The organism is Clostridium zeae (assembly GCF_017312485.1).
In the GTDB taxonomy this organism is placed as follows: Bacteria; Bacillota; Clostridia; order Clostridiales; family Clostridiaceae; genus Clostridium_AR; species Clostridium_AR zeae.
This window is the reverse complement of record NZ_BMBA01000002.1, coordinates 244,426-265,271: the sequence shown is the minus strand read 5'-3', so window position 1 is coordinate 265,271 and position 20,846 is coordinate 244,426. Positions and strand designations below refer to the sequence as shown.

Below are 20,846 nucleotides of genomic sequence, written 5' to 3'. Positions count from 1 at the left end.
GGGTATGTATAATGGATAAACTTATGGGAATTGTTCAGTACATCTTAGGAATTGGGCCAACGGCAATATTGCCAATCGCAATCTTAGTAATCGGATTAATATTTGGAACAGGTTTCAAAAAAGCTTTTAAATCAGGAATAATAATTGGTATTGGTTTCGTAGGTATAAATCTAGTAGCTGGACTTTTAACAGGAACATTAGGACCTGTAGCACAAGATATGGTTTCAAGATTTGGTTTGAATCTAACAGTAATAGACGCTGGATGGCCAGCAGCAGCAGCAGCAGCTTGGGCTTCACCAGTTGCAGCAATATTAATACCAATATGCTTAGCTGTTAACCTAATAATGATTTTCTTTAAATTAACAAACACACTTGATATTGATATCTGGAACTACTGGCACTTTGTTGCAGCAGGAGCAACTGGATATATAGTAACTGGTAGTTGGTGGTTTGCAATAGTTTGTGCAGTACTATATGAAATTATTGTTTTAATTGTAGCAGATAAAACTGCTCCTATGGTTAAAAACTTCTATGACCTAGATGGTATATCACTTCCAACTGGATCAACTGCAGCTTTTGCACCTTTAGGATATTTAATAGGAAATGTAGTAGAAAAAATACCTGGAATAAGTAAATTACATGCAGATCCTGAATCAATTCAAAAAAGATTTGGTATCTTCGGAGAACCTATGATGATGGGTTTAATACTTGGATGTGTACTTGGAGCACTAGCTGGACAAGATCCAGGAGCTATATTTAAAACAGGTATATCAATGGCCGGTGTAATGCTTTTAATGCCAAGAATGGTAAAAATATTAATGGAAGGTTTAATTCCTATATCAGATGCAGTTAAAAAAATGCTTCAAAAGAAATATGCTGGAAGAGAATTATACATCGGTATAGATGCGGCTGTATCAGTTGGACATCCATCAGTTATGGCTACAGCATTAATCCTAGTTCCAATTACATTATTCTTAGCTGTAATACTACCAGGAAATAAAGTATTACCTTTCGGAGATTTAGCAACTATACCTTTCTACATGGCTTTTATAGTTGGATTTAGAAAAGGAAATATCGTTCACTCAGTAATCACTGGAACTATATTAATAGCTATATCATTATTCATGGCTACAAACTTTGCAGATGTTCATACATCAATGATGGCAAATGCAAACTTCCATATGCCAAACGGTGCAACTCAAATATCAAGTTTAGATATGGGTGGTAACTTATTTAACTGGTTAATATTAAAATTTGCTGAATTAGCTAAAGCGATATTCTAAAAATTTAAATATATAAAATAATAAAAATAATAAAAGTAGGAGGAGGAAATTATGAAGGCAGCAGTATTGCACTCAGTAGGAGATATAAGGTATGAAAATATCGAGATAAAGCCTTATGGAGATGATGAAGTTAAGATAAAGGTTAAGGCAGCAGGGATATGTGGGTCAGATCCTCCAAGAGCACTAAAGAAATGGAAATATCCTGTACCAGCTATATTAGGACATGAATTTTCAGGATATATAGCTGAAGTAGGTAAGAATGTTAAAGGTTTTGAGGTTGGAGATAGAGTTGTTGCAGTTCCATTAGAACCATGTCATCAATGTGAGTATTGTAAAAAAGGACAATTTTCACTTTGTGAGAGTTACGATATGTTAGGTGCTACTTCTTTTGGAGGATTTGCAGAATATGTAAATGTAAAAGCATCTAATGTGTTAAAGATAGATGATATTGATTATGAAGAAGCTGCTATGATTGAACCTTTGGCAGTAGCACTTCATGGGGTATTAAATATAAATCCTCAGCTTGGGGATACGGTAGCTGTTCTTGGAGCAGGAACTATCGGACAACTTACAATTCAATGGCTTAAAGTTTCTGGTGTTGAAAGAATCATTGCAGTAGATATATCAGATAAGAAAATATCTGAAGCTATGAGTTTAGGTGCAGATATTGGAATAAACGCTTTAAAAGAAAATCCAGTAGAAAAGATAATGGAATTAACTAATGGATTTGGAGTAGATATCTGTATAGAGTGTGCTGGATCAAAGATAACTCAAGAACAGTGCTTACTTGTTACTAAGAAAAAAGGGAAAATTGGTTATCAAGGTATAGGACATGCAGGAATTGAGCTATCAGAAGCAGCATTTGAAGGTATTTTTAGAAGAGAATTGACTATCCAAGGTTTCTGGAATTCATATTCTGCACCATTCCCAGGACAAGAATGGTTTAAAAGTATCGAGTATGTAAAACAAAAGAAGATTAAATTAAAACAACTTATATCACATAGATTTTCTCTAGAAGATACAGCTAAAGCTTTTGAAATGATAGGAGCTAGAAAAGAAGAATATAACAAAATAATGATAGTACAAGACTAGAGGGGTGATTTATAAGTGAAAGCATTAACAAAAACTAAGCCAGGCTATGACAATATGGAGTTATTAGACATGGCTGAACCAACAGCTGAAAAGGACTTGGTAAAAATAAAGGTTGAGTTTAGCGGAATATGTGGTTCAGATCTTCATTCCTTTAAAGGAGAGTATGCTAATATAAAAACTCCAGTAGTTTTAGGTCATGAGTTTTCTGGTGTGGTTGTAGAAGTAGGTTCTGAAGTAAAAAAAGTTAAGGTTGGAGATAGAGTTACAAGTGAAACGACTTTTGAAACTTGTGGAGAATGTGATTTCTGCAAGAGCAAAGACTACAACTTGTGTCCATCAAGAAAAGGAATAGGTACTCAGGTAAATGGTAGTTTTGCTGAATACGTAATATCTAGAGAAGAAAGTGTTCACGTATTACCAGAGGAAGTATCATCACTTTCTGCATCTTTAACAGAACCGCTTGCTTGCTGTGTACATGCTGCCTTGGAAAAGACAACAGTAGTAAAAGATGATGTAGTTCTAGTTTTTGGTCCAGGACCTATAGGATTACTAGTAAGCCAAGTGGCAAAATCTCAAGGAGCTTATGTAATTCTTGCAGGTGTAACAAAGGATAAAGAAAGAATGAATTTGGCTACTGAACTTGGAATCGACAGAGTAGTGGATATACTACAAGAAGATTTAGAAAAAGTAGTTATGGAAAAAACAAATAATTATGGAGTTAATAAGGCATTTGACTGTTCCGGTGTAATCCATGCGGTTAATCAAGGATTGAAGCTTGTAAAGAAAAAAGGTGACTTTGTTCAAGTTGGTATATTTGCTAAAAGCATGAATGAAATGAATCAAGAAGTCATAGTTCAAAGAGAAATAAACTATATAGGCTGTAGATCACAAAAACCAAGTTCATGGGTAACTTCATTAGAATTATTAAAAAATAAAAAAGTTGATACAGAAAAGCTTGTAACTAAGATAGTTCCACTTGATGACTGGAGAGATGGAATCGATGCAGCAATGCAAGGAACTGAAATAAAAGTAGTTATTAGATCTTAATTTGTAGAAGGAAGTGTTGTTATGAATGCAGATTTATTGAAGGTACATTCAGAAAAAATAAGAGAAAAAATATTAGTGATGATAACAGAAGCTCAGTCAGGACATCCAGGTGGATCATTATCAATAGCTGACATACTTACAGTTTTGTATTTTGAGCAAATGAATATAAACCTTAATGATTTAAAAGATCCAAATAGAGACAGATTTGTTTTAGCAAAAGGTCATGCAGCACCTGCACTATATGCAACTTTGATGGAAAAAGGTATAGTGTCAGAAGAATGGCTTGGTAAGTTAAGACAAATACATTCAATACTACAAGGTCATCCAGATATGAAGGCAGTTCCAGGAATAGATATGTCAACAGGATCACTAGGTCAAGGATTATCAGCAGCAAATGGAATGGCTTTAGCTGGAAGAGTTAAGAATAAAGATTACAGAGTTTACACAATTTTAGGTGATGGTGAGTGCCAAGAAGGTCAGGTTTGGGAAGCAGCAATGGCAGCAGCTCATTATAAATTAGACAATTTAACTGCTTTTCTTGATTTCAATGGTCTACAAATCGATGGTAAAAACTCAGAAGTTATGAATATCAATCCAATAGATGAAAAGTTCAAAGCTTTCGGTTGGAATGTAATATGTATTGATGGACATGATTTTGAACAAATAAATAATGCCATTGAAGAAGCTAAAACTGTAAAAGGAAAACCAACAATGATTATCGCAAAAACTCATAAAGGAAAAGGCGTATCATTTATGGAAGACAATGCAGGATGGCATGGAGTAGCACCAAGTAAAGAAGAACTAAATGCAGCATTGAAGGAAATCAAGGGAGGTAATTAATATGAAGATGGCTACTAGAGAAGCATACGGTCAAGCTATATCAGAATTAGGAAAAGTTAATGAAAATATAGTAGTACTAGATGCTGACTTATCTAAATCAACTAAAAGTGCAGATTTTAAAAAGGTTGCACCAGAAAGATTTTTTAACATGGGGATAGCAGAAGCAAATATGGTAGGAACAGCAGCAGGACTTTCTACTTGTGGACTTATACCATTTGCATCAACTTTTGCAATGTTTGCAGCTGGAAGAGCTTTTGAACAAATCAGAAATTCAGTTGCTTATCCTAAGTTAAATGTAAAGATAGTTGCTAGTCATGCTGGTATAACTGTTGGAGAAGATGGAGCGTCTCACCAAGCTATAGAAGATTTATCTTTAATGAGAAGTATACCTGGTATGGTAGTAATTAACCCAAGTGATGGAGAAGAAACTAAGCAAGCTATAAAGGCAGCTGCTGAATACTATGGACCTGTATATATAAGAGTAGGAAGAATGGCTGTAGAAGATATACATCCAAATGGTTGTGACTTTAAGATCGGTAAGGGAGAGTTACTTAGATCAGGAAGCAAAGCAACTATAATTGCTACAGGAATAACTGTTGAAATGGCTTTGGAAGTAAGCAAAGAATTAGCTGTAGATGGTATAGATGTTTCAGTTATTAATATGGCAACATTAAAGCCAATTGATAATGAACTAATCATATCTGAAGCTAAAAAGACAGGAAAAATAATAACAATAGAAGAACATAGCATAATAGGTGGACTTGGTTCAGCTGTATGTGAAGTTGTTAGTGAAAAAAATCTTGCTTCTGTTAAAAGATTAGGAATGAAAGATACTTTTGGACAGTCAGGAAAACCAAAGGATTTAATGGAATTCTATGGACTTACAAAAGAACACTTAAAAGAAGAAGTTATAGCAACAATCTTAGGTTAATAAAAATACGAGATATATAAAATTAAAAAGTGGGGGAGTAAGTTATGGAAACAATAATTTCACCATCATTGTTGTCAGCCAATGCATGTAATTACGGAGAAGATTTTAAGGTTTTTAATAATAAAGATATCAAATCAATACACATAGACATTATGGATGGTCATTATGTTCCGAATCTATCCTTTGGAATAGACCAAGTAGCAGCACTGAGAAAATTAACAGATATTGAATTTGATGTTCACTTGATGGTAACAGAACCAGATAAGTTTGTAGAAGCACTAGTGGAAGCTGGAGCAAACAGCATTACAATACATGCTGAAGCAGCACTACATCTGTATAAGAGCATACATTACCTAAAAAGTTTTGGCATTAAAGCAGGGGTAGCGATTAATCCGGCAACACCAATAGGTTGCTTAGAGCATATTTATCCAATAGCAAATAGAATATTGATAATGTCAGTAGAGCCAGGTTTTGGAGGGCAATCATTTATACCATTTACCTTGGATAAGATAAAAGCGCTTAATGAAATCAAGAAGAGAAATAATTATGACTTTACGATTCAGGTAGATGGGGGCGTTACACTTGGCAATATTAAAGATGTTATTGATTGTGGAGCTAGAGACATTGTCATAGGATCATCACTATTTAAACAAGATTTAGCTGAAAACATAGACTTGTTTAACAAAGTAATTAATGAAATTAAAAACATCCCATAGCCCCCACAGTTTTAATAAAAAAGGTAGGAGAATATTGCGAGTATTCTCCTATTCTTTTATAGATTATACTACGTCATTAATAGATTTACAACAATTATGAATTTAGTAAATATTGAAAGGTTGATATAGATATGAAAATTGCAATAGGTTGTGATCACGGAGGAATAAATCTCAAAAATAAAATAAGACAACATTTATTGTCTAAGAATATTGAAGTTCAAGATTGTGGAACTTTCAATGATGCAAGCGTAGACTACCCTGAATACTGTATTAAAGTGTCAAAAGCAGTAGTATCAAAAGAATGTGAACTTGGAATATTATGCTGTGGAACCGGAATAGGTATGTCTATAGCAGCAAATAAATTTAAAGGGGTAAGAGCAGCGGTAGTAGGAGATACTTTCTCAGCAAAAGCTACTAGAGAGCATAATAATACAAATATATTATGCTTAGGTGAGAGAGTTATTGGAGAAGGTTTAGCCCTTGATATAGTTGATGCTTGGATTAATGCTGAGTTCTTAGGTGGAAGACACAGCAATAGATTGGCTATGATTGACAATATTGAGCGCGGTGAAGTTTAACTATTTATATTAGAAAAAGTAAGTGGTATTATTGAAAATTTGTATGTTTTCAATAAGTAATATGATGTATTAAGAACAGTTTTTAAAACATAATATATTATCTAAGTTTGAAATTAAACGTCAATATATTTAAGTAGCTAGGGGGAATTTTTATGATCGAAAAATTAAAGAAGCTTCAAAACGGCACAGATATAAGAGGAATAGCTATTGAAAATTTAGAGCATAGCGTAAATTTTACACCTATAGTTGCAAGATTTATAGGACATGGATTCTTTAATTGGTTAAAAAATAAAAATGCTGATAATAAGAAAATTAATATAGCTGTAGGGATAGATTCTAGACTATCAGGTCCTTCCATTAAGGAAGAGGTAATAGATTTGCTAATCAATGTTGGGTGCAATGTTTACGATTGTGGGATGTGTACCACTCCTGCTATGTTTATGACTACAATACATGAAAGCTATAAATGTGATGGAGCAATAATGATTACCGCAAGTCATCTGCCTTACTATTATAATGGACTTAAGTTTTTTACTCCTCAGGGTGGCTGTGAAAAAGAAGATGTAAGCGAAATCTTGAATATTGCTTGTGAAGCAGAGCTTATCTATACTACAAAAGGTAGTTTGAATAAAATAGATTTTATAGAAGAATACTCAAATATTCTAGTGAATAAGATAAGGAATGAAGTTAATTCACAAACAAATTATAATAATCCGTTACAAGGACTAAAGATAATTGTGGATGCAGGAAATGGGGCAGGTGGCTTTTTTGCAAATAAGGTGCTTAGAAGATTAGGAGCGGATATTGAAGGAAGTCAATTTTTAAATCCTGATGGAATGTTTCCAAACCATATTCCAAATCCAGAAAATAAGGATGCGATGAAATCAATAAGAGATGCAGTGATAAAATCAAGAGCAGATTTAGGAATAATATTTGATACGGATGTGGACAGGGCTGCAATAGTTAGTGGAGATGGAACTGAAATAAACAGAAACTCATTGATAGCACTGATTTCAGCTATAGTTTTAGAAGAACATCCGAGTTCCATAATAGTTACAGATTCAGTAACTTCAAATGGCCTTAGGGACTTTATTACAGAACTTGGTGGAAGTCATCATAGATTTAAAAGAGGATATAGAAATGTTATAAATGAATCTAAAAGAATGAATGAAGAAGGTTTAGACAGTCAACTTGCTATTGAGACTTCAGGACATGCTGCTTTAAAGGAGAACTACTTTTTAGATGATGGGGCTTATCTTATAGCTAAGATATTGATTAAGATGGCAAAGCTAAAGGAACAGGGAAAGAAGATAGAAAGTTTAATAAACAATCTAAAAAAACCTTTAGAAAGTACGGAAGTTAGAGTTAAAATAAAAGCTGAGGAGTTTAGCAGCTATGGAAGTCAAGTTATAAGTGGGCTAAGAAATTATGTGCCTAATATTCCAGGATGGAGTATTGAGGCTAAAAACTATGAAGGAATAAAAATCAATTGTGACAAAGATAACGGTGATGGATGGTTGTTATTAAGAATGTCACTACATGAACCAGTGGTACCTATAAATATTGAGTCAGATTGTAAAGGCGGTACTAGTATTATACTAAATGCTTTAACATCATTTCTAAAGAATTATGAACAGTTGGATTTGTCAGAAGTAAGTAGTATGAATAAAAAAGATAAGAATCTTATTTTATCTTAGAATTATATACTTCCTGAGAGTTCTTTAAGTTATCAAGTTTCCCTACATGATAACATTCTGTTGTAAATTATGGAGGTGCAAATAGATGAAACTAGCAGCGTCAATAATGTGTGGAAATCAATTAAATTTAGATAGAGAATTAAAAAAGCTTGAAGAAGCAAAGATAGACTTACTACACTGCGATGTAATGGATGGAGTTTTTGTTAATAATTTAGCCATGGGGCCATATGTTTTGGAGGCTATTAAAAATTCTACCAATATTTCCTTGGACATACATTTAGCAACAATGAATCCTGAAAAATATATCAAGATGTATTCATATTTAAAACCAGAATTCATGTCCTTTCATATTGAGGCAAGCAGTAATTTAGAAAGAGATATTTACTTGCTGAATGAAAAAAATATTAAACCTGTACTGGCAATAAGTCCAGATACTCCTGTGGAGATTATAAAACCATATATATTTGAGGTAGTAGATATGATTTTGGTCATGACAGTGAATCCAGGCTTTGCTGGTCAAAAGTTCAGGTATGAAGTAATAGAGAAGATAGGAAAGCTAAATAAACGATTTGAAGATATTGATAAAAGACCAATGATAGAAGTAGATGGATGTATAAATAAAACTACGATGGAGGCTCTAAGAAAACAAAATGTAGATGTATTTGTTTTAGGGACTTCAGCTTTGTTTAAAAACGATGGAGAAACATATAAGAAAAAGATAGAAGACATAAGAGAACTATATAGTAATTACTGTGAAGTTAATCAGAAATGTTAATTGTTAAATCGTAAATTTTATCATAAAGTTAGTTTACCTACAATAGACTAAATTTTATCTTAAATATATATTTTATTATATATAATAAAAATCCTTTGTAATTCATTAAATATATGAATTACAAAGGATTTTTTGGTTCTTTACAGTATTTAGTAATGGGGATGTATAAAACAACAAATAGAATTTTTAAATTTATAATAATTCACAAAACTTTAGTGTTCAAAGGGTAATTATTAATTTATACATGCCTAAAATTTATACATCAACGATTTTCGAACCTGAATATCGTAAGTTTTCTTGATGCACCTTTTAACAATAAGTAATAGAAATAAAAAAATGTATTTTAATTTTAGGAAAATGTATATACGAAAACGTAAGTAGTTTTTTGAAAATGTATACATGATGGTTTTGTTGGCGCTATAAGCTATGTGGAAGGAGTTGTTAAGATTTGAAATATGGTTGGCACGACAATTGCTAAATATAATAAGCGTAGGGGGACTTGATATGAGTTTGAAGGAAAAGTTTTTAAATCTAATAAAAAATGAAAATAAGAAAGATCCTTATACCGATGTTAAGCTTGCTAAACTCTTAGCCACTTCAAGAGAGAACATTACTGCCTTGAGGAAAGAACTTAATATTGGAAATTCAAGAGAAAGAAGAAAGCCATATCTAGAGGACACTATAGATGAAATATTAAAGAAGGATCCAAAAGTAAATATAAGTAAGATAACCAGGTTACTATTGCAAGAAGGCTTTGATATTTCAAGGCATGTTGTAGAAGAAATCTTGGAGGAAAGCGGTAAAAATATAGAAGTTGTAAGTGATGTAGAAGAAAACTTAGATCCTTTTGAAAGTTTAACAGGATATAATGGCAGTCTTAAGAGAGCAATTGCACAGGCAAAGTCAGCCATTCTTTACCCTCCATTTGGACTACCAACCTTGATAACTGGAGAAAGTGGAGTTGGAAAAACTCAATTTGCAGAATGTATGTATAATTTTGCTAAGGTCTATAGAAATGAAACAAATGATATGCCGCTTGTTATATTCAACTGTGCTGATTATGGCGATAACCCTCAGCTTATACTATCTTTACTTTATGGTTATAAAAAAGGTGCTTTTACTGGAGCGGATTCTGATAGTGAAGGTCTTGTAGAGCAAGCTAACAATGGGATACTTTTCTTAGATGAAATTCATAGATTGCCGCCTAAAGGACAGGAAATTCTATTCTCTATTTTGGATAGGGGAACTTTTAGGAGACTAGGTGAAACTAAGAATGAAAGAAAAGTAAATATTATGTTCATAGGAGCTACTACAGAAAATATTGAATCAGAACTTTTGCTAACCTTTAGAAGAAGAATTCCTATGGTTATAGCAATACCTTCATTAAAAGACAGATTTTTCGTTGAAAAAATTGATCTGATAAAACAGTTTTTCCAGCAAGAGTGTGACAGGATAAATTATAAAATCTATGTTGAAGGAAGAGTAATTGAGATTCTATCTTTAAAAAGATTTGGTGGTAATATAGGTCAGTTAAAAAGTCTTGTAAAGGTGATTTGTGCTAGAGCCTTTATGAAACACATTAATAGAGAAGAAGACATAATCAATATAGGGTATGACGAAGTTCTTGAATCTAATATTGTAGATAATGGCTTGATGCTTGAAGACATAAATATTGTTGAAGTCAGAAAGTATATTAAAGACATAATATTTATACCACATTCAGGAAGTAAACTTGAAGTGATTAACAAAGAGGTAAAACACAAAGATGTAGAGCTTGAAGATTTCTATTCTCAAATAGAAAAGAAATATAACGAACTTTTAAAGTTGGAGATGGCGTCAAACCAGTGTGAAGAAATCTTATGGGCATTTATAATGAACAAATTTAAAGATTTAGGCTTCAAGAATGAAAAAAATCACTTAGTAACCCTAAATGAATTAGTTAATTTTGTAGATGCTGAATTAATTGAGCTAATTAAAGAGCTTAAGCTTAATATTATAAATGCAAATGTAGACTATAGCTCAAATGAAAACGTATTTATATATTTAGCTATTCACCTGGAAGAGGCTATAAAAAGAATTAGACTAAAACAGCAAATTATAAATATAAATCTTACAAAAATCAAAAAGGAATTGAAAAATGAGTATGAGATAGCACTTAATTTTTCAGAAAAGCTTGAAGAGAAAAAGAACATAAAAGTACCTGAAGATGAAATCGGATTTATTGCTATGTATATAAATGCTGTTACAGAGAAAAAGCCTAATCAAAGTAAGGTTGGAGTAATTGTTCTGTCTCACGGGCAAATCGCAACCGAAATAATTAAAGTGACAAAACAATTGTTAAATGTAGATTTTCCTATAGCCATAGATATGCCACTGAGTGAAAGTCCATCCATAATCTATGAAAAGGCATTAGTACTTTCAAAAATTGTTGATGAAGGAAAGGGAATAATATTCCTAGTTGACATGGGATCTTTAGTTAAAGTTGGTGAACTAGTAACAGAAAAGCTAGGAATAAAAACTCGAACAATAGATAGGGTGGATTTGCTTAGTGTAATTGAGGCAGTTAGAAAAGCATCTCTCAAGGATTGTGATCTTGATGAAATTTATTTTAGCCTAGTTAGGTCAAGGACAAACTATACAAATTTAATTGTGGAAGAAACTTCAAAACCAAAAGCCATAGTTACGCTATGTTTGACAGGTGATGGTACTGCTTTATTTATAAAAGAATCTTATGAAAAAAAATATCCGAATTTAAAAATCTTCCAGCTTGGAATGATGGATGAGAAACTGAAAGATAAAATCAAGGAAATACAGTGTAATTATAAAATCATCGCAATCGTAGGAACTATAAATCCAGAGATTGAAGGCATTAACTTTATCCCCTACGATCCGTTTTATATGAATCATGGTTCTAGAGAATTAGAGTTTGTATTGAACCATAGTAAATCTAATATAGGCTCAATTTTTGATGATGATCTAATACTTTTTGAGCCAGACATTAAAAACTCTAAGGAGCTTATTGAAATAATGTGTTCACTCCTAATTAATAAAGGCTATGTAAACAAAGAATTTATGAAGTCTGTTTTTAAAAGAGAAGAGGTTGTACCAACATTTTTTAAAGGCGGAGTAGCAATGCCACATGGAGATAATTCAGAGGTTAAAAAATCATCTATAGTCTTTGTAAAGCTGAAAAGGCCAATAAATTGGGGATTTGGTAATGTGCAGATAGTGTGCTTGCCGACGCTTATGATCAATGACAAGAAGATTGTAAAGAGTATGCTTAAACCATTTTTAAATCAAGGGTTTATAGATGAACTTAAGGCAACAGAAAGCTTAGAAAAATTTAAAGAAAAAATATATTACACATTAAATTAACTTAAGGAGTGAATAAGAGATGTTGGATTTAGATTTAATCGAACTAAAATTAAAAGCAAGTTCATGGAGAGAGGTTATAGAAAAATTAGGTTTCAATATGAAATCTAAGGGATATGTTTTAGAAAGTTATGTTGATGCAGTAATAAGTAGAGAAGAAAAACTTCCTACAGGATTGCCAATCGATGATTTTAGTGTTGCTATTCCACACACTGACCCTGGACATGTAAACGAGTCTGCAATTGCAATAGCAACTTTAGAGCGACCAGTAGAGTTCAATATGATGATTGATCCTGAGCAAAAGACTAAGGTTAAACTAGTATTTTTACTAGCGGTGAAAAATCCTAATGCCCAAGTCACACTTCTAAAAACCTTAATGTCAGTATTTCAAAACAAAGAATTATTAATTCGTATCCAAAATGCAGAATCAAAGCAAGAAATAAGAAATTTATTAGACTGTCTATCAGTTTAAATATAAAAAAGAGGAGATAAAATTATGAAAACTTTTAGAGTATTATCAGTATGTGGTTCAGGTACAGTTACTTCTTCAATGATAGCGGAAAAGCTTAAAGACGAATTAGAAGAAAGAGGAATAAGAATTACAGCAACAGAGGCTAAACCAACAGAGGCTTTAAACCTTGCTCAAGGAGGTGGATTTGATTTCATAACACATACTAGTCCATTGCCTAAGGCAGACTATGGCATACCTACAATAAATGCTGTTGGATTCTTGACTGGTTTTGGGGAAGAAGAATTTTTAGATGAAGTTATGAAAGTTATTAAAGAGTTATCAAAAAAGTAAAATAGAGGAGGTATTAATATGTTCTTTCAAATTTTAAAACAAGTATTTGACACCTTTGGAGCGCCTGTATTTGTACCTATAATGATCTTTATTATTGCTAAAATATTAAAGGTAAAAACAAAAAAGGCTTTCTTCTCAGCACTTTATGCAGGGGTAGGACTTGAAGGATTTACGCTATTATTAAATTCATTTACACCTATAATATCACCAGTAGTTCAGAAGATGGTTAATAATACAGGTATTCACCTACCAGTATTTGATGTAGGCTGGCAGGCAACTGCGTTGGTTGCATTCTCAACTGAACCTGGTATGATCTTTCTAGCTGTTGGTTTGATTGTTCAGACAGGATTATTCTTATTAAAATGGACAGATGTATTCCAACCTTCAGATTTATGGAACAACTACTCATATATAGTTTGGGGCTCAATGGTGTTTGTAGTAAGCCACAATATGTTATTAGCATTAGGTTGTATGATATTACTTAATATGTATAGCTTATTGGTAGCAGAATTAATGGCGAAAAGATGGTCAACATATTATGGATACCCTAACTGTACTATTATTGCAATGCATAATATTGAAGCAGCAATCTTTACTGCTGCAATAGATCCTTTACTAAATTTAATAGGTTTCAATAAGATAAAGTTAAATCCACAGACTTTGCAGAAAAAATTAGGTTTCTTTGGTGAACCAATCTCTTTAGGTTTATTATTAGGTATTTTTATAGGAATATTAGGTAACTTTACAAGTTTAGGTACATTAAGTGCATGGGGAGAAATAGCCAAGATGGGTATTGCAACAAGCTGTATCATGGCTATATTCCCAAGAATAGCTGGACTTTTTGCACAGGCGTTCCTTCCAATTACAGAAGCTGCAAGAAAATCACTTAAAAAGGATACAAATGTAAATCGTACTTGGTTCTTGGGCGTAAATGATGCTACTGGTTATGGAGAACCAGCAACACTAATAAGTGGAGTTGTTTTAATACCAATAATGGTAATAGTAGCAATGGTATTACCAGGAAATAAGGTTCTTCCAGTAGTTGACTTATTAGCCTTACCATTCATGGTACAAGGAATAATTGCATTAACAAATGGTAATATAGCAAAGACAGTAGTTAACGGCATAATATGGTTTGGATTAGGTTTATATATGTGTACTTATACAGCACCACTATTTACTCAAATAGCAGTTGGTGTAGGAGTATCTTTACCAGTAGGAGCTTTAATGATAACTAGCTTTAACATCCTAGGAAAGCCTCTAATGGGACTAGTATTCTTAGCATTCTTAAGTCAAAATCCTATCTTTATAGCATTGGCTGTTGCTGTATATGCAGTACTACTAATTTTATTTAGAAAGAATAAAAATGTGGTATATGATTATTTAGAAAAACAAGCAGGAAAAAATGTTCAAGAAGAAATAAAAGAAGCTGTATAGTAAGATAAATTAAAAATGAGCTGTATGAAGGTTTTTAAGTAAATCCTTTGTACAGCTTTTATTTTTTGCTCTGGATTTGTTAAAGTAACTGTCAAATTAAATGGTTATACATCCGATGCTTTAATTCTAATAGCTCGCTCATATAACATCTCCTGTATAACAACTTAATTTCAAGAATATCCGCAAACGTAGCCATTAGAAAAATACATACAAAAGTGTTAAACATTTTATGAAATATATATGATTTTAGGAAAATGTAAGAAAAAAGTTATTATTACTTGAAAGTAGGTACATTGATTGGCTTTAGAATTTATAGATTATGGTTGGCACAGAGTTTGCTTATATATTAACGAAAGAAAAACTTTAAAAAAAGGATCTTAGGAAAGGAGAAATGACTGTGATGAATGGAAAGATGAAGGCGTCGGTTATACATGGGATAGGTGATATAAGATTTGAGATGATAGACATTCCTAAAATAGGGGAAGATGATGTGCTTGTAAAGGTAAAATACGCAGGTATCTGTGGATCTGATTTACCTAGAGCAATGATCAGTGGTGCAAGAAAATATCCATTGGTTTTAGGTCATGAATTTTGTGGAGAGATAGCTGAAAAGGGAGAAGCAGTTAATGATTTTAATATAGGAGATAGAGTGGTGGTAGCACCATTAATTCCATGTGGCAAATGCGAGTACTGTAAAGAGGGCAATTATGGATTATGTGAGCACTATAACATAATAGGAACAGGAAGTGATGGTGCCTTTGCCGAGTATACAAAAGTTCCAAAGGAACACATATTAAAAATACCTGAGGGATTAGATTTTGAAACAGCTGCAGGAGTAGAACCAGCAACTATAGGATATCATGGTCTTGAAAAAGCAGAAATTAAGCCTGGTGATACTGTAGTTGTTATGGGATGTGGGCCTATAGGTCAGTTCACTATTCAATGGGCAAAGATTTTTGGAGCTTCAAAAATTATAGCAGTAGATATTTTCAGTGAAAAGCTTGAACTTTCTAAGCAGTTAGGTGCTGACATAGCTGTTAACTCAAAGGAATGTGATGCAGTAAAGACAATCCTTGAAATAACAAAAGGTGGTGCAGATGTAGTGGCAGAGACTGCTGGAAGTAAGTTTACACAGGAACAGGCAATTCTAGTAGCAAAAAAGAAAGGGAGAATAGTCTTCCTAGGAATCTCACATTCTGATCTACCATTGAAGGAAAATGGAATAGAAAAAGTATTACGTGGAGAAATAAAGATTCAAGGCTCATGGAATTCATATACATCTCCATACCCAGGTAAAGCGTGGCATGCGACTCTTGATTTTATGGCAAAAGGGCAAATAAAGTTTAAACCAATGATATCACATAAAATTGGAGTTGAAGAGGTTGGTCAGTATCTATCAGACATGGCAAATAGAAAAATTTACTTTAATAAAGTGTTAGTACAATTTTAGTTAGAAAGGTGATTAAAATGAACTCATTGATTCTTAGAAATATTGCGAAAAACATACGTATTAATATTGTAGATATGATAGGAGAAGCAAAATCTGGACATCCAGGTGGATCTTTATCCATAGTTGAGATGCTTACAGTACTATATTTTAATGAAATGGATATAAATCCAGACAACCCCAAATGGGCAGAAAGAGACAGATTTGTTTTATCAAAAGGACATTCAGCTCCTGCCTTATATGCCACTTTAGCTGAGAGAGGATATTTTTCTAAGGAAGAATTAAAAGGCTTAAGAAAATTTGGATCTATGTTACAAGGACATCCTGATATGAAGAAAACTCCAGGAGTTGATATGTCAACTGGTTCCTTAGGACAAGGATTATCTGCAGCAAATGGAATGGCTTTAGCAGCAAAGTTGGATAAAAGTGATTACAGAATATATACGATCATAGGTGATGGAGAATTGCAGGAAGGACAAATTTGGGAAGCTGCAATGAGTTCTGCTCACTATAAATTAGATAATTTATTAGCCTTTATAGACCTAAATGGATTACAGATAGATGGATCAAATGAAGAAGTGATGAATGTAAATCCAGTAGATAAAAAGTTTAAAGCCTTTGGGTGGAATGTAGAAGTTATAGATGGACATGACATAGAGCAGATAAAAAATGCTTTGGAAAATGCGAAAAAGGCTAAAAATGTGCCTACAGCAGTAATATGTAAAACAATTAAGGGTAAAGGTGTTTCATTTATGGAGAATCAGGCTTCTTGGCATGGAACTGCTCCAAATGAAGAACAGAAAGATCAAGCAATAAAAGAACTTAAAGGAGGAGAATAACGATGAATATAGCTACTAGAGAAGCTTATGGAGAAGCTTTAAAAGAGTTAAGTAAAAATGAAAAGATAGTAGTTCTTGATGCTGATTTAGCTAAGGCTACTAAAAGCATTGAATTTAAAAAGTTTGCTCCTGAGAGATTTTTTGATATGGGTATCTCAGAAGGAGATATGATAGGAACTGCTGCGGGACTCGCTGCTTGTGGTAAGATTCCCTTTGCTAGTACCTTTGCAATGTTTGCTGCAGGGAGAGCCTTTGAGCAGATAAGAAACTCAGTAGCTTATCCAAATTTGAATGTTAAAATTGCAGCAACTCATGCAGGAGTAACTGTAGGTGAAGATGGAGGAAGTCATCAGGCAATTGAGGATATTTCACTTATGAGAAGCATTCCAAATATGGTTGTCATTAGTCCTTCTGATGCAGTAGAGGCAAAAAAAGCAATACTCGCAGCAGCAGAATATTATGGACCAGTCTATATAAGATTAGGAAGAGCGGCAACTCCTGTAATGCATGAAGATGACTATAACTTTAGAATAGGAAAAGGTGAAATACTTAGACATGGAGAACATGTAGTTATAATAGCAACTGGCATAATGGTTGCAAAAGCTCTAGAGGCAGCAGAGGTTCTAAAAAGCGATGGAATCAATGCAACAGTTGTAAATATTCACTCTATAAAACCTTTAGATAGTGAACTTATAGTTAATTTGGCTAGAAAGATAGGAAGGGTTGTAACTGTAGAAGAGCATAGTGTTGTAGGGGGATTAGGTTCAGCAGTAGCAGAGGTATTATCAGAACAATGCCCAACAACCATGAGAAGAATTGGGTTACAGGATGTTTTTGGTCAGTCTGGAACTCCTGAGGCAATATTAAAACATTATAAGCTAACTGTTGAAAATATAGTAACTACAGTTAAAGAACTTTAAGTAAAGGAGAGCAGAGATGGATATAAAGATATCACCTTCAATACTAGGCGCTAACTTTTGTAATTTAGAAAAAGATATAAAGACCCTTGAAGAAGGTGGAATAAAAGCTATTCACATAGATGTTATGGATGGTAATTTTGTTCCCAATATAGCCTTTGGACCAGATCAAATAAAAATGTTAAGAAAGATAAGCAATACTCTAGAATTTGATGTTCATTTAATGGTTGCAAATCCAGAGATATTTATTGATTCATTAGTTGAAGCAGGTGCCGACACAATAACAGTACATGTAGAAACTTGTACTCATTTATATAAAACCATACACACAATTAAGAGCTTTGGTATTAAAGCTGGTATTGCATTAAATCCTGCTACGCCAATAGAAACTGTAAAACATGTGAGAGAAATGGTTAACAAGGTTCTTGTAATGACTGTAGAGCCAGGATTTGGAGGGCAAGCTTTTATTCCTGGGATGAAGGAAAAGATAAGAGAATTAAATGAACTTAAATTAAGCAATGGTTTAGATCTTGAAATCCAAGTTGATGGAGGAATAAATCTAGAAAATATAAGTAATGTTATTGAACTTGGGTGTACGGATATAGTAGTAGGGTCTGCGATGTTTGAAAACGGCGATGTCTGCGAAACTCTAAGGCAATTTAACAGTAAAATTAGTTAAAGTATCTAAGTATTTTTCATAAAAGGCGCTGTTAAAGCACTATGTTGAAATTAATTAGTTAATCATCCGACGCTTTAATGAGCTTACGCAAAGAATTAATACGATTTTCTCATATTCCATGGCTAAAACTGTAAACTCACTACGTTCGAACAGTACAGTTTATTAACGCCATTCCATCTGAAAAAATCATTTAATTCTATTAGCTCGCTCATATAGAGTCTCCTGTATAACTGATTAATTTCGACAATATTCTTAAACATAGCCTAATAAAAAGAAGGTATTTGTTATGATAGAAGAACTAAAAAAACTTCAAAGTGGCACTGATATCAGAGGTGTAGCTATTGAATATGACAATCTTAGGTGTAACCTTACAATTGAGAAAGTAAGAGCTATCGGATATGGTTTTGCGGCATGGATAAAAAGTAATAGATCAAATAAGGAAGATAAAGTAAAGATAAAAGTAAAGATATCAGTAGGTATGGATTCCAGGTTGTCAGGACCAAGTTTAAAAACTACATTAATAGAAGTATTGAAGCAGTCTGGGTGTGAAGTCTATGATTGCGGTATGTGTACAACTCCAGCTATGTTTATGACAACTATTGTGGAGTCTTATAAGTGTGATGGAGCAATTATGATAACTGCCAGTCATCTTCCTTATTATTATAATGGACTTAAATTTTTTACAGTGAATGGTGGCTGTGAAAAAGAGGACATAACCAATATATTAAAACTCGCAGCAAACTTCAAAAGTACTGTTTCAAATATTGGAGAAGTAAAGTCAATAAACTTTATTGACCAGTATGCAGAGATCTTAGTTAATAAAATAAGAGAGGAAGTAGCTTTTAATACTGAAATTAAAGTGGAAAAACCTTTAGCAGGAAGCAAGATTATTGTGGATGCAGGAAACGGAGCTGGGGGGTTTTTTGTAAGTAAGGTTTTAGAAAGCTTAGGTGCAGATACAGAAGGAAGTCAATTTATTGATCCAGATGGAAGGTTTCCCAATCATATACCTAACCCAGAGGATAAGGCAGCTATGGAAGCTTTGAGTAAAGCTGTTTTAAAGCATAAAGCGGATCTAGGAATAATATTTGACGCTGACGTTGATAGAGCAGCAATAGTGAGTAAAACTGGCAAAGAAGTAAACAAGAATGCATTGATAGCTCTTATCTCGTCCATTGTGCTTGAAGAACATCCAAAATCCTATATAGTCACTGATTCAGTTACCTCCACAGGCTTAAGTGAATTTATAGCTGACCTAGGAGGGGTTCATCATAGATTTAAACGAGGCTACAAAAATGTTATAAATGAAGCTAAACATTTAAATAATGAAGGTAAGGAATGTCATTTGGCAATCGAAACCTCAGGACATGCAGCCTTAAAGGAAAATTACTTTTTAGATGATGGAGCTTACTTGATTGCTAAGATATTAATAAAAGTGGCCAAGTTAAAGGAAGAAGGAAAGGATATCTCTTATCTTATAAATGACTTAAAGGAGCCTAAGGAGAGTTCGGATATTCGATTGAAAATAAAGACAGAAGATTTTAGGGCTTATGGTGAAAAAATAATATCCGAACTTAGAGCATGTATAAAGGACTTACCTGGATGGAGCATAGATACAGTAAATTACGAAGGGATAAGAGTAAACTGTGATAAAGCTAATGGTGATGGATGGTTCTTACTAAGGCTTTCCTTACATGAACCAGTATTGCCTTTAAATATAGAGTCCGATTATGAGGGAGGAATTAATATCATACTAGATAGGCTTAAAAGTTTTTTAGAAGAATATATACATTTAGATTGTACAGATATGAAAGTCAAGGAGATGATTTAATGATTGCGTTAGGTTGTGATCATGGCGGTTATAGGCTTAAAGAAATAATAAAAAATTATCTGGATAAAAACAAGATTCAGTATAAGGATTTTGGATCCTTCTCAGAAGAAAGTGTTGATTATCCTGAAATTGCAATAAATGTTAGCGAAGAAGTTGCTAAAGGAAATTATGACAAAGGAATTCTTTGCTGTGGTACAGGCGTTGGAGTATCAATAGCTTCTAATAAGGTGAAAGGAATACGTGCCGCTTTAGTTGGAGATTGTTTTACAGCGAAAGCGACAAGAGAACATAATGACTCAAATGTACTGTGCTTAGGTGGGAGAGTAATTGGAGAAGAATTGGCTCTTATGATTGTGGATACCTGGCTTCGTACGGAGTTCATAGGTAAACACCACACTAAGAGATTAGAACAGATTGCAAAATATGAAAAATAAATGATTAAAGAATCATTTAATTCTAGTAGCTCGCTCATAGAGCATCTCCTGTATAAACGCTTAATTTAAAGGATAGTATTAACCACAACTAAATATAAAAATATAAAAATTTATGGATATAAAATTATA

Annotated in this window: 19 protein-coding genes; all 19 read left to right on the top strand. The window is 33.1% G+C overall.

What is annotated here, in order from left to right; translation table 11 throughout:
• Window positions 1-11: 11 nt before the first annotated feature.
• The 19 genes from J3477_RS10535 to rpiB (J3477_RS10445) all read left to right on the top strand — a co-directional run bounded on the left by J3477_RS10535 (window position 12) and on the right by rpiB (J3477_RS10445) (window position 20,717).
• Window positions 12-1,283 (top strand): PTS galactitol transporter subunit IIC, encoded by a 1,272-nt coding sequence (locus J3477_RS10535; protein WP_206869918.1) that lies wholly within the window; start codon window positions 12-14, stop codon window positions 1,281-1,283.
• Between the two features lie 51 nt (window positions 1,284-1,334).
• On the top strand, window positions 1,335-2,375 hold the full coding sequence (locus J3477_RS10530) for a galactitol-1-phosphate 5-dehydrogenase (protein WP_206869917.1): 1,041 nt from the start codon (window positions 1,335-1,337) through the stop codon (window positions 2,373-2,375).
• 15 nt (window positions 2,376-2,390) lie between these two features.
• Window positions 2,391-3,422, top strand: a complete 1,032-nt coding sequence (locus tag J3477_RS10525) for a zinc-binding dehydrogenase (protein WP_206869916.1) — start codon at window positions 2,391-2,393, stop codon at window positions 3,420-3,422.
• A gap of 21 nt (window positions 3,423-3,443) precedes the next feature.
• On the top strand, window positions 3,444-4,262 hold the full coding sequence (locus tag J3477_RS10520) for a transketolase (protein WP_206869915.1): 819 nt from the start codon (window positions 3,444-3,446) through the stop codon (window positions 4,260-4,262).
• Window positions 4,258-5,193 (top strand): transketolase family protein, encoded by a 936-nt coding sequence (locus J3477_RS10515; protein WP_206870724.1) that lies wholly within the window; start codon window positions 4,258-4,260, stop codon window positions 5,191-5,193. Before J3477_RS10520 ends, J3477_RS10515 begins: the two co-directional genes overlap by 5 nt.
• Window positions 5,194-5,237: 44 nt before the next feature.
• Window positions 5,238-5,909 (top strand): ribulose-phosphate 3-epimerase, encoded by a 672-nt coding sequence (gene rpe / locus J3477_RS10510; protein WP_206869914.1) that lies wholly within the window; start codon window positions 5,238-5,240, stop codon window positions 5,907-5,909.
• 131 nt (window positions 5,910-6,040) lie between these two features.
• Complete coding sequence (rpiB, locus tag J3477_RS10505; RefSeq protein ID WP_206869913.1) at window positions 6,041-6,487, top strand: ribose 5-phosphate isomerase B; 447 nt, start codon at window positions 6,041-6,043, stop codon at window positions 6,485-6,487.
• Between the two features lie 152 nt (window positions 6,488-6,639).
• The gene (locus J3477_RS10500) at window positions 6,640-8,184 is read left to right on the top strand and encodes a phosphohexomutase domain-containing protein (RefSeq protein ID WP_206869912.1); all 1,545 of its coding nucleotides are present in this window, start codon (window positions 6,640-6,642) and stop codon (window positions 8,182-8,184) included.
• 85 nt (window positions 8,185-8,269) lie between these two features.
• A complete protein-coding gene (locus J3477_RS10495; RefSeq protein WP_206869911.1) occupies window positions 8,270-8,959 on the top strand; it encodes a ribulose-phosphate 3-epimerase in 690 nt (229 codons plus the stop codon).
• A gap of 504 nt (window positions 8,960-9,463) precedes the next feature.
• Window positions 9,464-12,334: a sigma 54-interacting transcriptional regulator gene (locus tag J3477_RS10490; protein ID WP_206869910.1), complete on the top strand. Its 2,871-nt coding sequence runs from the start codon at window positions 9,464-9,466 to the stop codon at window positions 12,332-12,334.
• A gap of 19 nt (window positions 12,335-12,353) precedes the next feature.
• A complete protein-coding gene (locus J3477_RS10485) occupies window positions 12,354-12,803 on the top strand; it encodes a PTS sugar transporter subunit IIA (RefSeq protein ID WP_228731265.1) in 450 nt (149 codons plus the stop codon).
• A gap of 24 nt (window positions 12,804-12,827) precedes the next feature.
• On the top strand, window positions 12,828-13,133 hold the full coding sequence (locus tag J3477_RS10480) for a PTS sugar transporter subunit IIB (protein WP_206869909.1): 306 nt from the start codon (window positions 12,828-12,830) through the stop codon (window positions 13,131-13,133).
• Window positions 13,134-13,151: 18 nt separating this feature from the next.
• On the top strand, window positions 13,152-14,570 hold the full coding sequence (locus J3477_RS10475; protein ID WP_206869908.1) for a PTS galactitol transporter subunit IIC: 1,419 nt from the start codon (window positions 13,152-13,154) through the stop codon (window positions 14,568-14,570).
• A 400-nt stretch (window positions 14,571-14,970) separates the two neighbouring features.
• Window positions 14,971-16,020 carry a galactitol-1-phosphate 5-dehydrogenase gene (locus J3477_RS10470; protein ID WP_206870722.1) on the top strand — a complete coding sequence of 350 codons (1,050 nt, stop codon included), beginning with the start codon at window positions 14,971-14,973 and terminating at the stop codon, window positions 16,018-16,020.
• Between the two features lie 17 nt (window positions 16,021-16,037).
• Complete coding sequence (locus J3477_RS10465) at window positions 16,038-16,856, top strand: transketolase (RefSeq protein ID WP_206869907.1); 819 nt, start codon at window positions 16,038-16,040, stop codon at window positions 16,854-16,856.
• 2 nt (window positions 16,857-16,858) lie between these two features.
• Entirely contained in the window at window positions 16,859-17,776 is a 918-nt protein-coding gene (locus J3477_RS10460; protein ID WP_206869906.1) for a transketolase family protein, read from the top strand.
• Between the two features lie 16 nt (window positions 17,777-17,792).
• A complete protein-coding gene (rpe, locus tag J3477_RS10455; protein ID WP_206869905.1) occupies window positions 17,793-18,452 on the top strand; it encodes a ribulose-phosphate 3-epimerase in 660 nt (219 codons plus the stop codon).
• 286 nt (window positions 18,453-18,738) lie between these two features.
• Entirely contained in the window at window positions 18,739-20,283 is a 1,545-nt protein-coding gene (locus J3477_RS10450) for a phosphohexomutase domain-containing protein (protein WP_206869904.1), read from the top strand.
• Window positions 20,283-20,717 carry a ribose 5-phosphate isomerase B gene (gene rpiB, locus J3477_RS10445; protein ID WP_206869903.1) on the top strand — a complete coding sequence of 145 codons (435 nt, stop codon included), beginning with the start codon at window positions 20,283-20,285 and terminating at the stop codon, window positions 20,715-20,717. The genes J3477_RS10450 and rpiB (J3477_RS10445) overlap by 1 nt, the downstream gene beginning before the upstream one ends.
• Window positions 20,718-20,846 lie beyond the last annotated feature (129 nt).

Excerpts from the sequence above, each read along its gene's own strand:
- J3477_RS10450 (WP_206869904.1), top strand. The coding sequence starts at position 18,739 with ATGATAGAAGAACTAAAAAAACTTCAAAGTGGCACTGATATCAGAGGT.
- J3477_RS10475 (WP_206869908.1), top strand. The coding sequence starts at position 13,152 with ATGTTCTTTCAAATTTTAAAACAAGTATTTGACACCTTTGGAGCGCCT.
- J3477_RS10465 (WP_206869907.1), top strand. The coding sequence starts at position 16,038 with ATGAACTCATTGATTCTTAGAAATATTGCGAAAAACATACGTATTAAT.
- J3477_RS10500 (WP_206869912.1), top strand. The coding sequence starts at position 6,640 with ATGATCGAAAAATTAAAGAAGCTTCAAAACGGCACAGATATAAGAGGA.
- J3477_RS10485 (WP_228731265.1), top strand. The coding sequence starts at position 12,354 with ATGTTGGATTTAGATTTAATCGAACTAAAATTAAAAGCAAGTTCATGG.
- J3477_RS10530 (WP_206869917.1), top strand. The coding sequence starts at position 1,335 with ATGAAGGCAGCAGTATTGCACTCAGTAGGAGATATAAGGTATGAAAAT.
- rpe (WP_206869914.1), top strand. The coding sequence starts at position 5,238 with ATGGAAACAATAATTTCACCATCATTGTTGTCAGCCAATGCATGTAAT.
- rpe (WP_206869905.1), top strand. The coding sequence starts at position 17,793 with ATGGATATAAAGATATCACCTTCAATACTAGGCGCTAACTTTTGTAAT.
- J3477_RS10480 (WP_206869909.1), top strand. The coding sequence starts at position 12,828 with ATGAAAACTTTTAGAGTATTATCAGTATGTGGTTCAGGTACAGTTACT.
- J3477_RS10495 (WP_206869911.1), top strand. The coding sequence starts at position 8,270 with ATGAAACTAGCAGCGTCAATAATGTGTGGAAATCAATTAAATTTAGAT.
- J3477_RS10460 (WP_206869906.1), top strand. The coding sequence starts at position 16,859 with ATGAATATAGCTACTAGAGAAGCTTATGGAGAAGCTTTAAAAGAGTTA.
- J3477_RS10470 (WP_206870722.1), top strand. The coding sequence starts at position 14,971 with ATGAATGGAAAGATGAAGGCGTCGGTTATACATGGGATAGGTGATATA.
- rpiB (WP_206869903.1), top strand. The coding sequence starts at position 20,283 with ATGATTGCGTTAGGTTGTGATCATGGCGGTTATAGGCTTAAAGAAATA.
- J3477_RS10535 (WP_206869918.1), top strand. The coding sequence starts at position 12 with ATGGATAAACTTATGGGAATTGTTCAGTACATCTTAGGAATTGGGCCA.
- J3477_RS10490 (WP_206869910.1), top strand. The coding sequence starts at position 9,464 with ATGAGTTTGAAGGAAAAGTTTTTAAATCTAATAAAAAATGAAAATAAG.
- J3477_RS10520 (WP_206869915.1), top strand. The coding sequence starts at position 3,444 with ATGAATGCAGATTTATTGAAGGTACATTCAGAAAAAATAAGAGAAAAA.
- rpiB (WP_206869913.1), top strand. The coding sequence starts at position 6,041 with ATGAAAATTGCAATAGGTTGTGATCACGGAGGAATAAATCTCAAAAAT.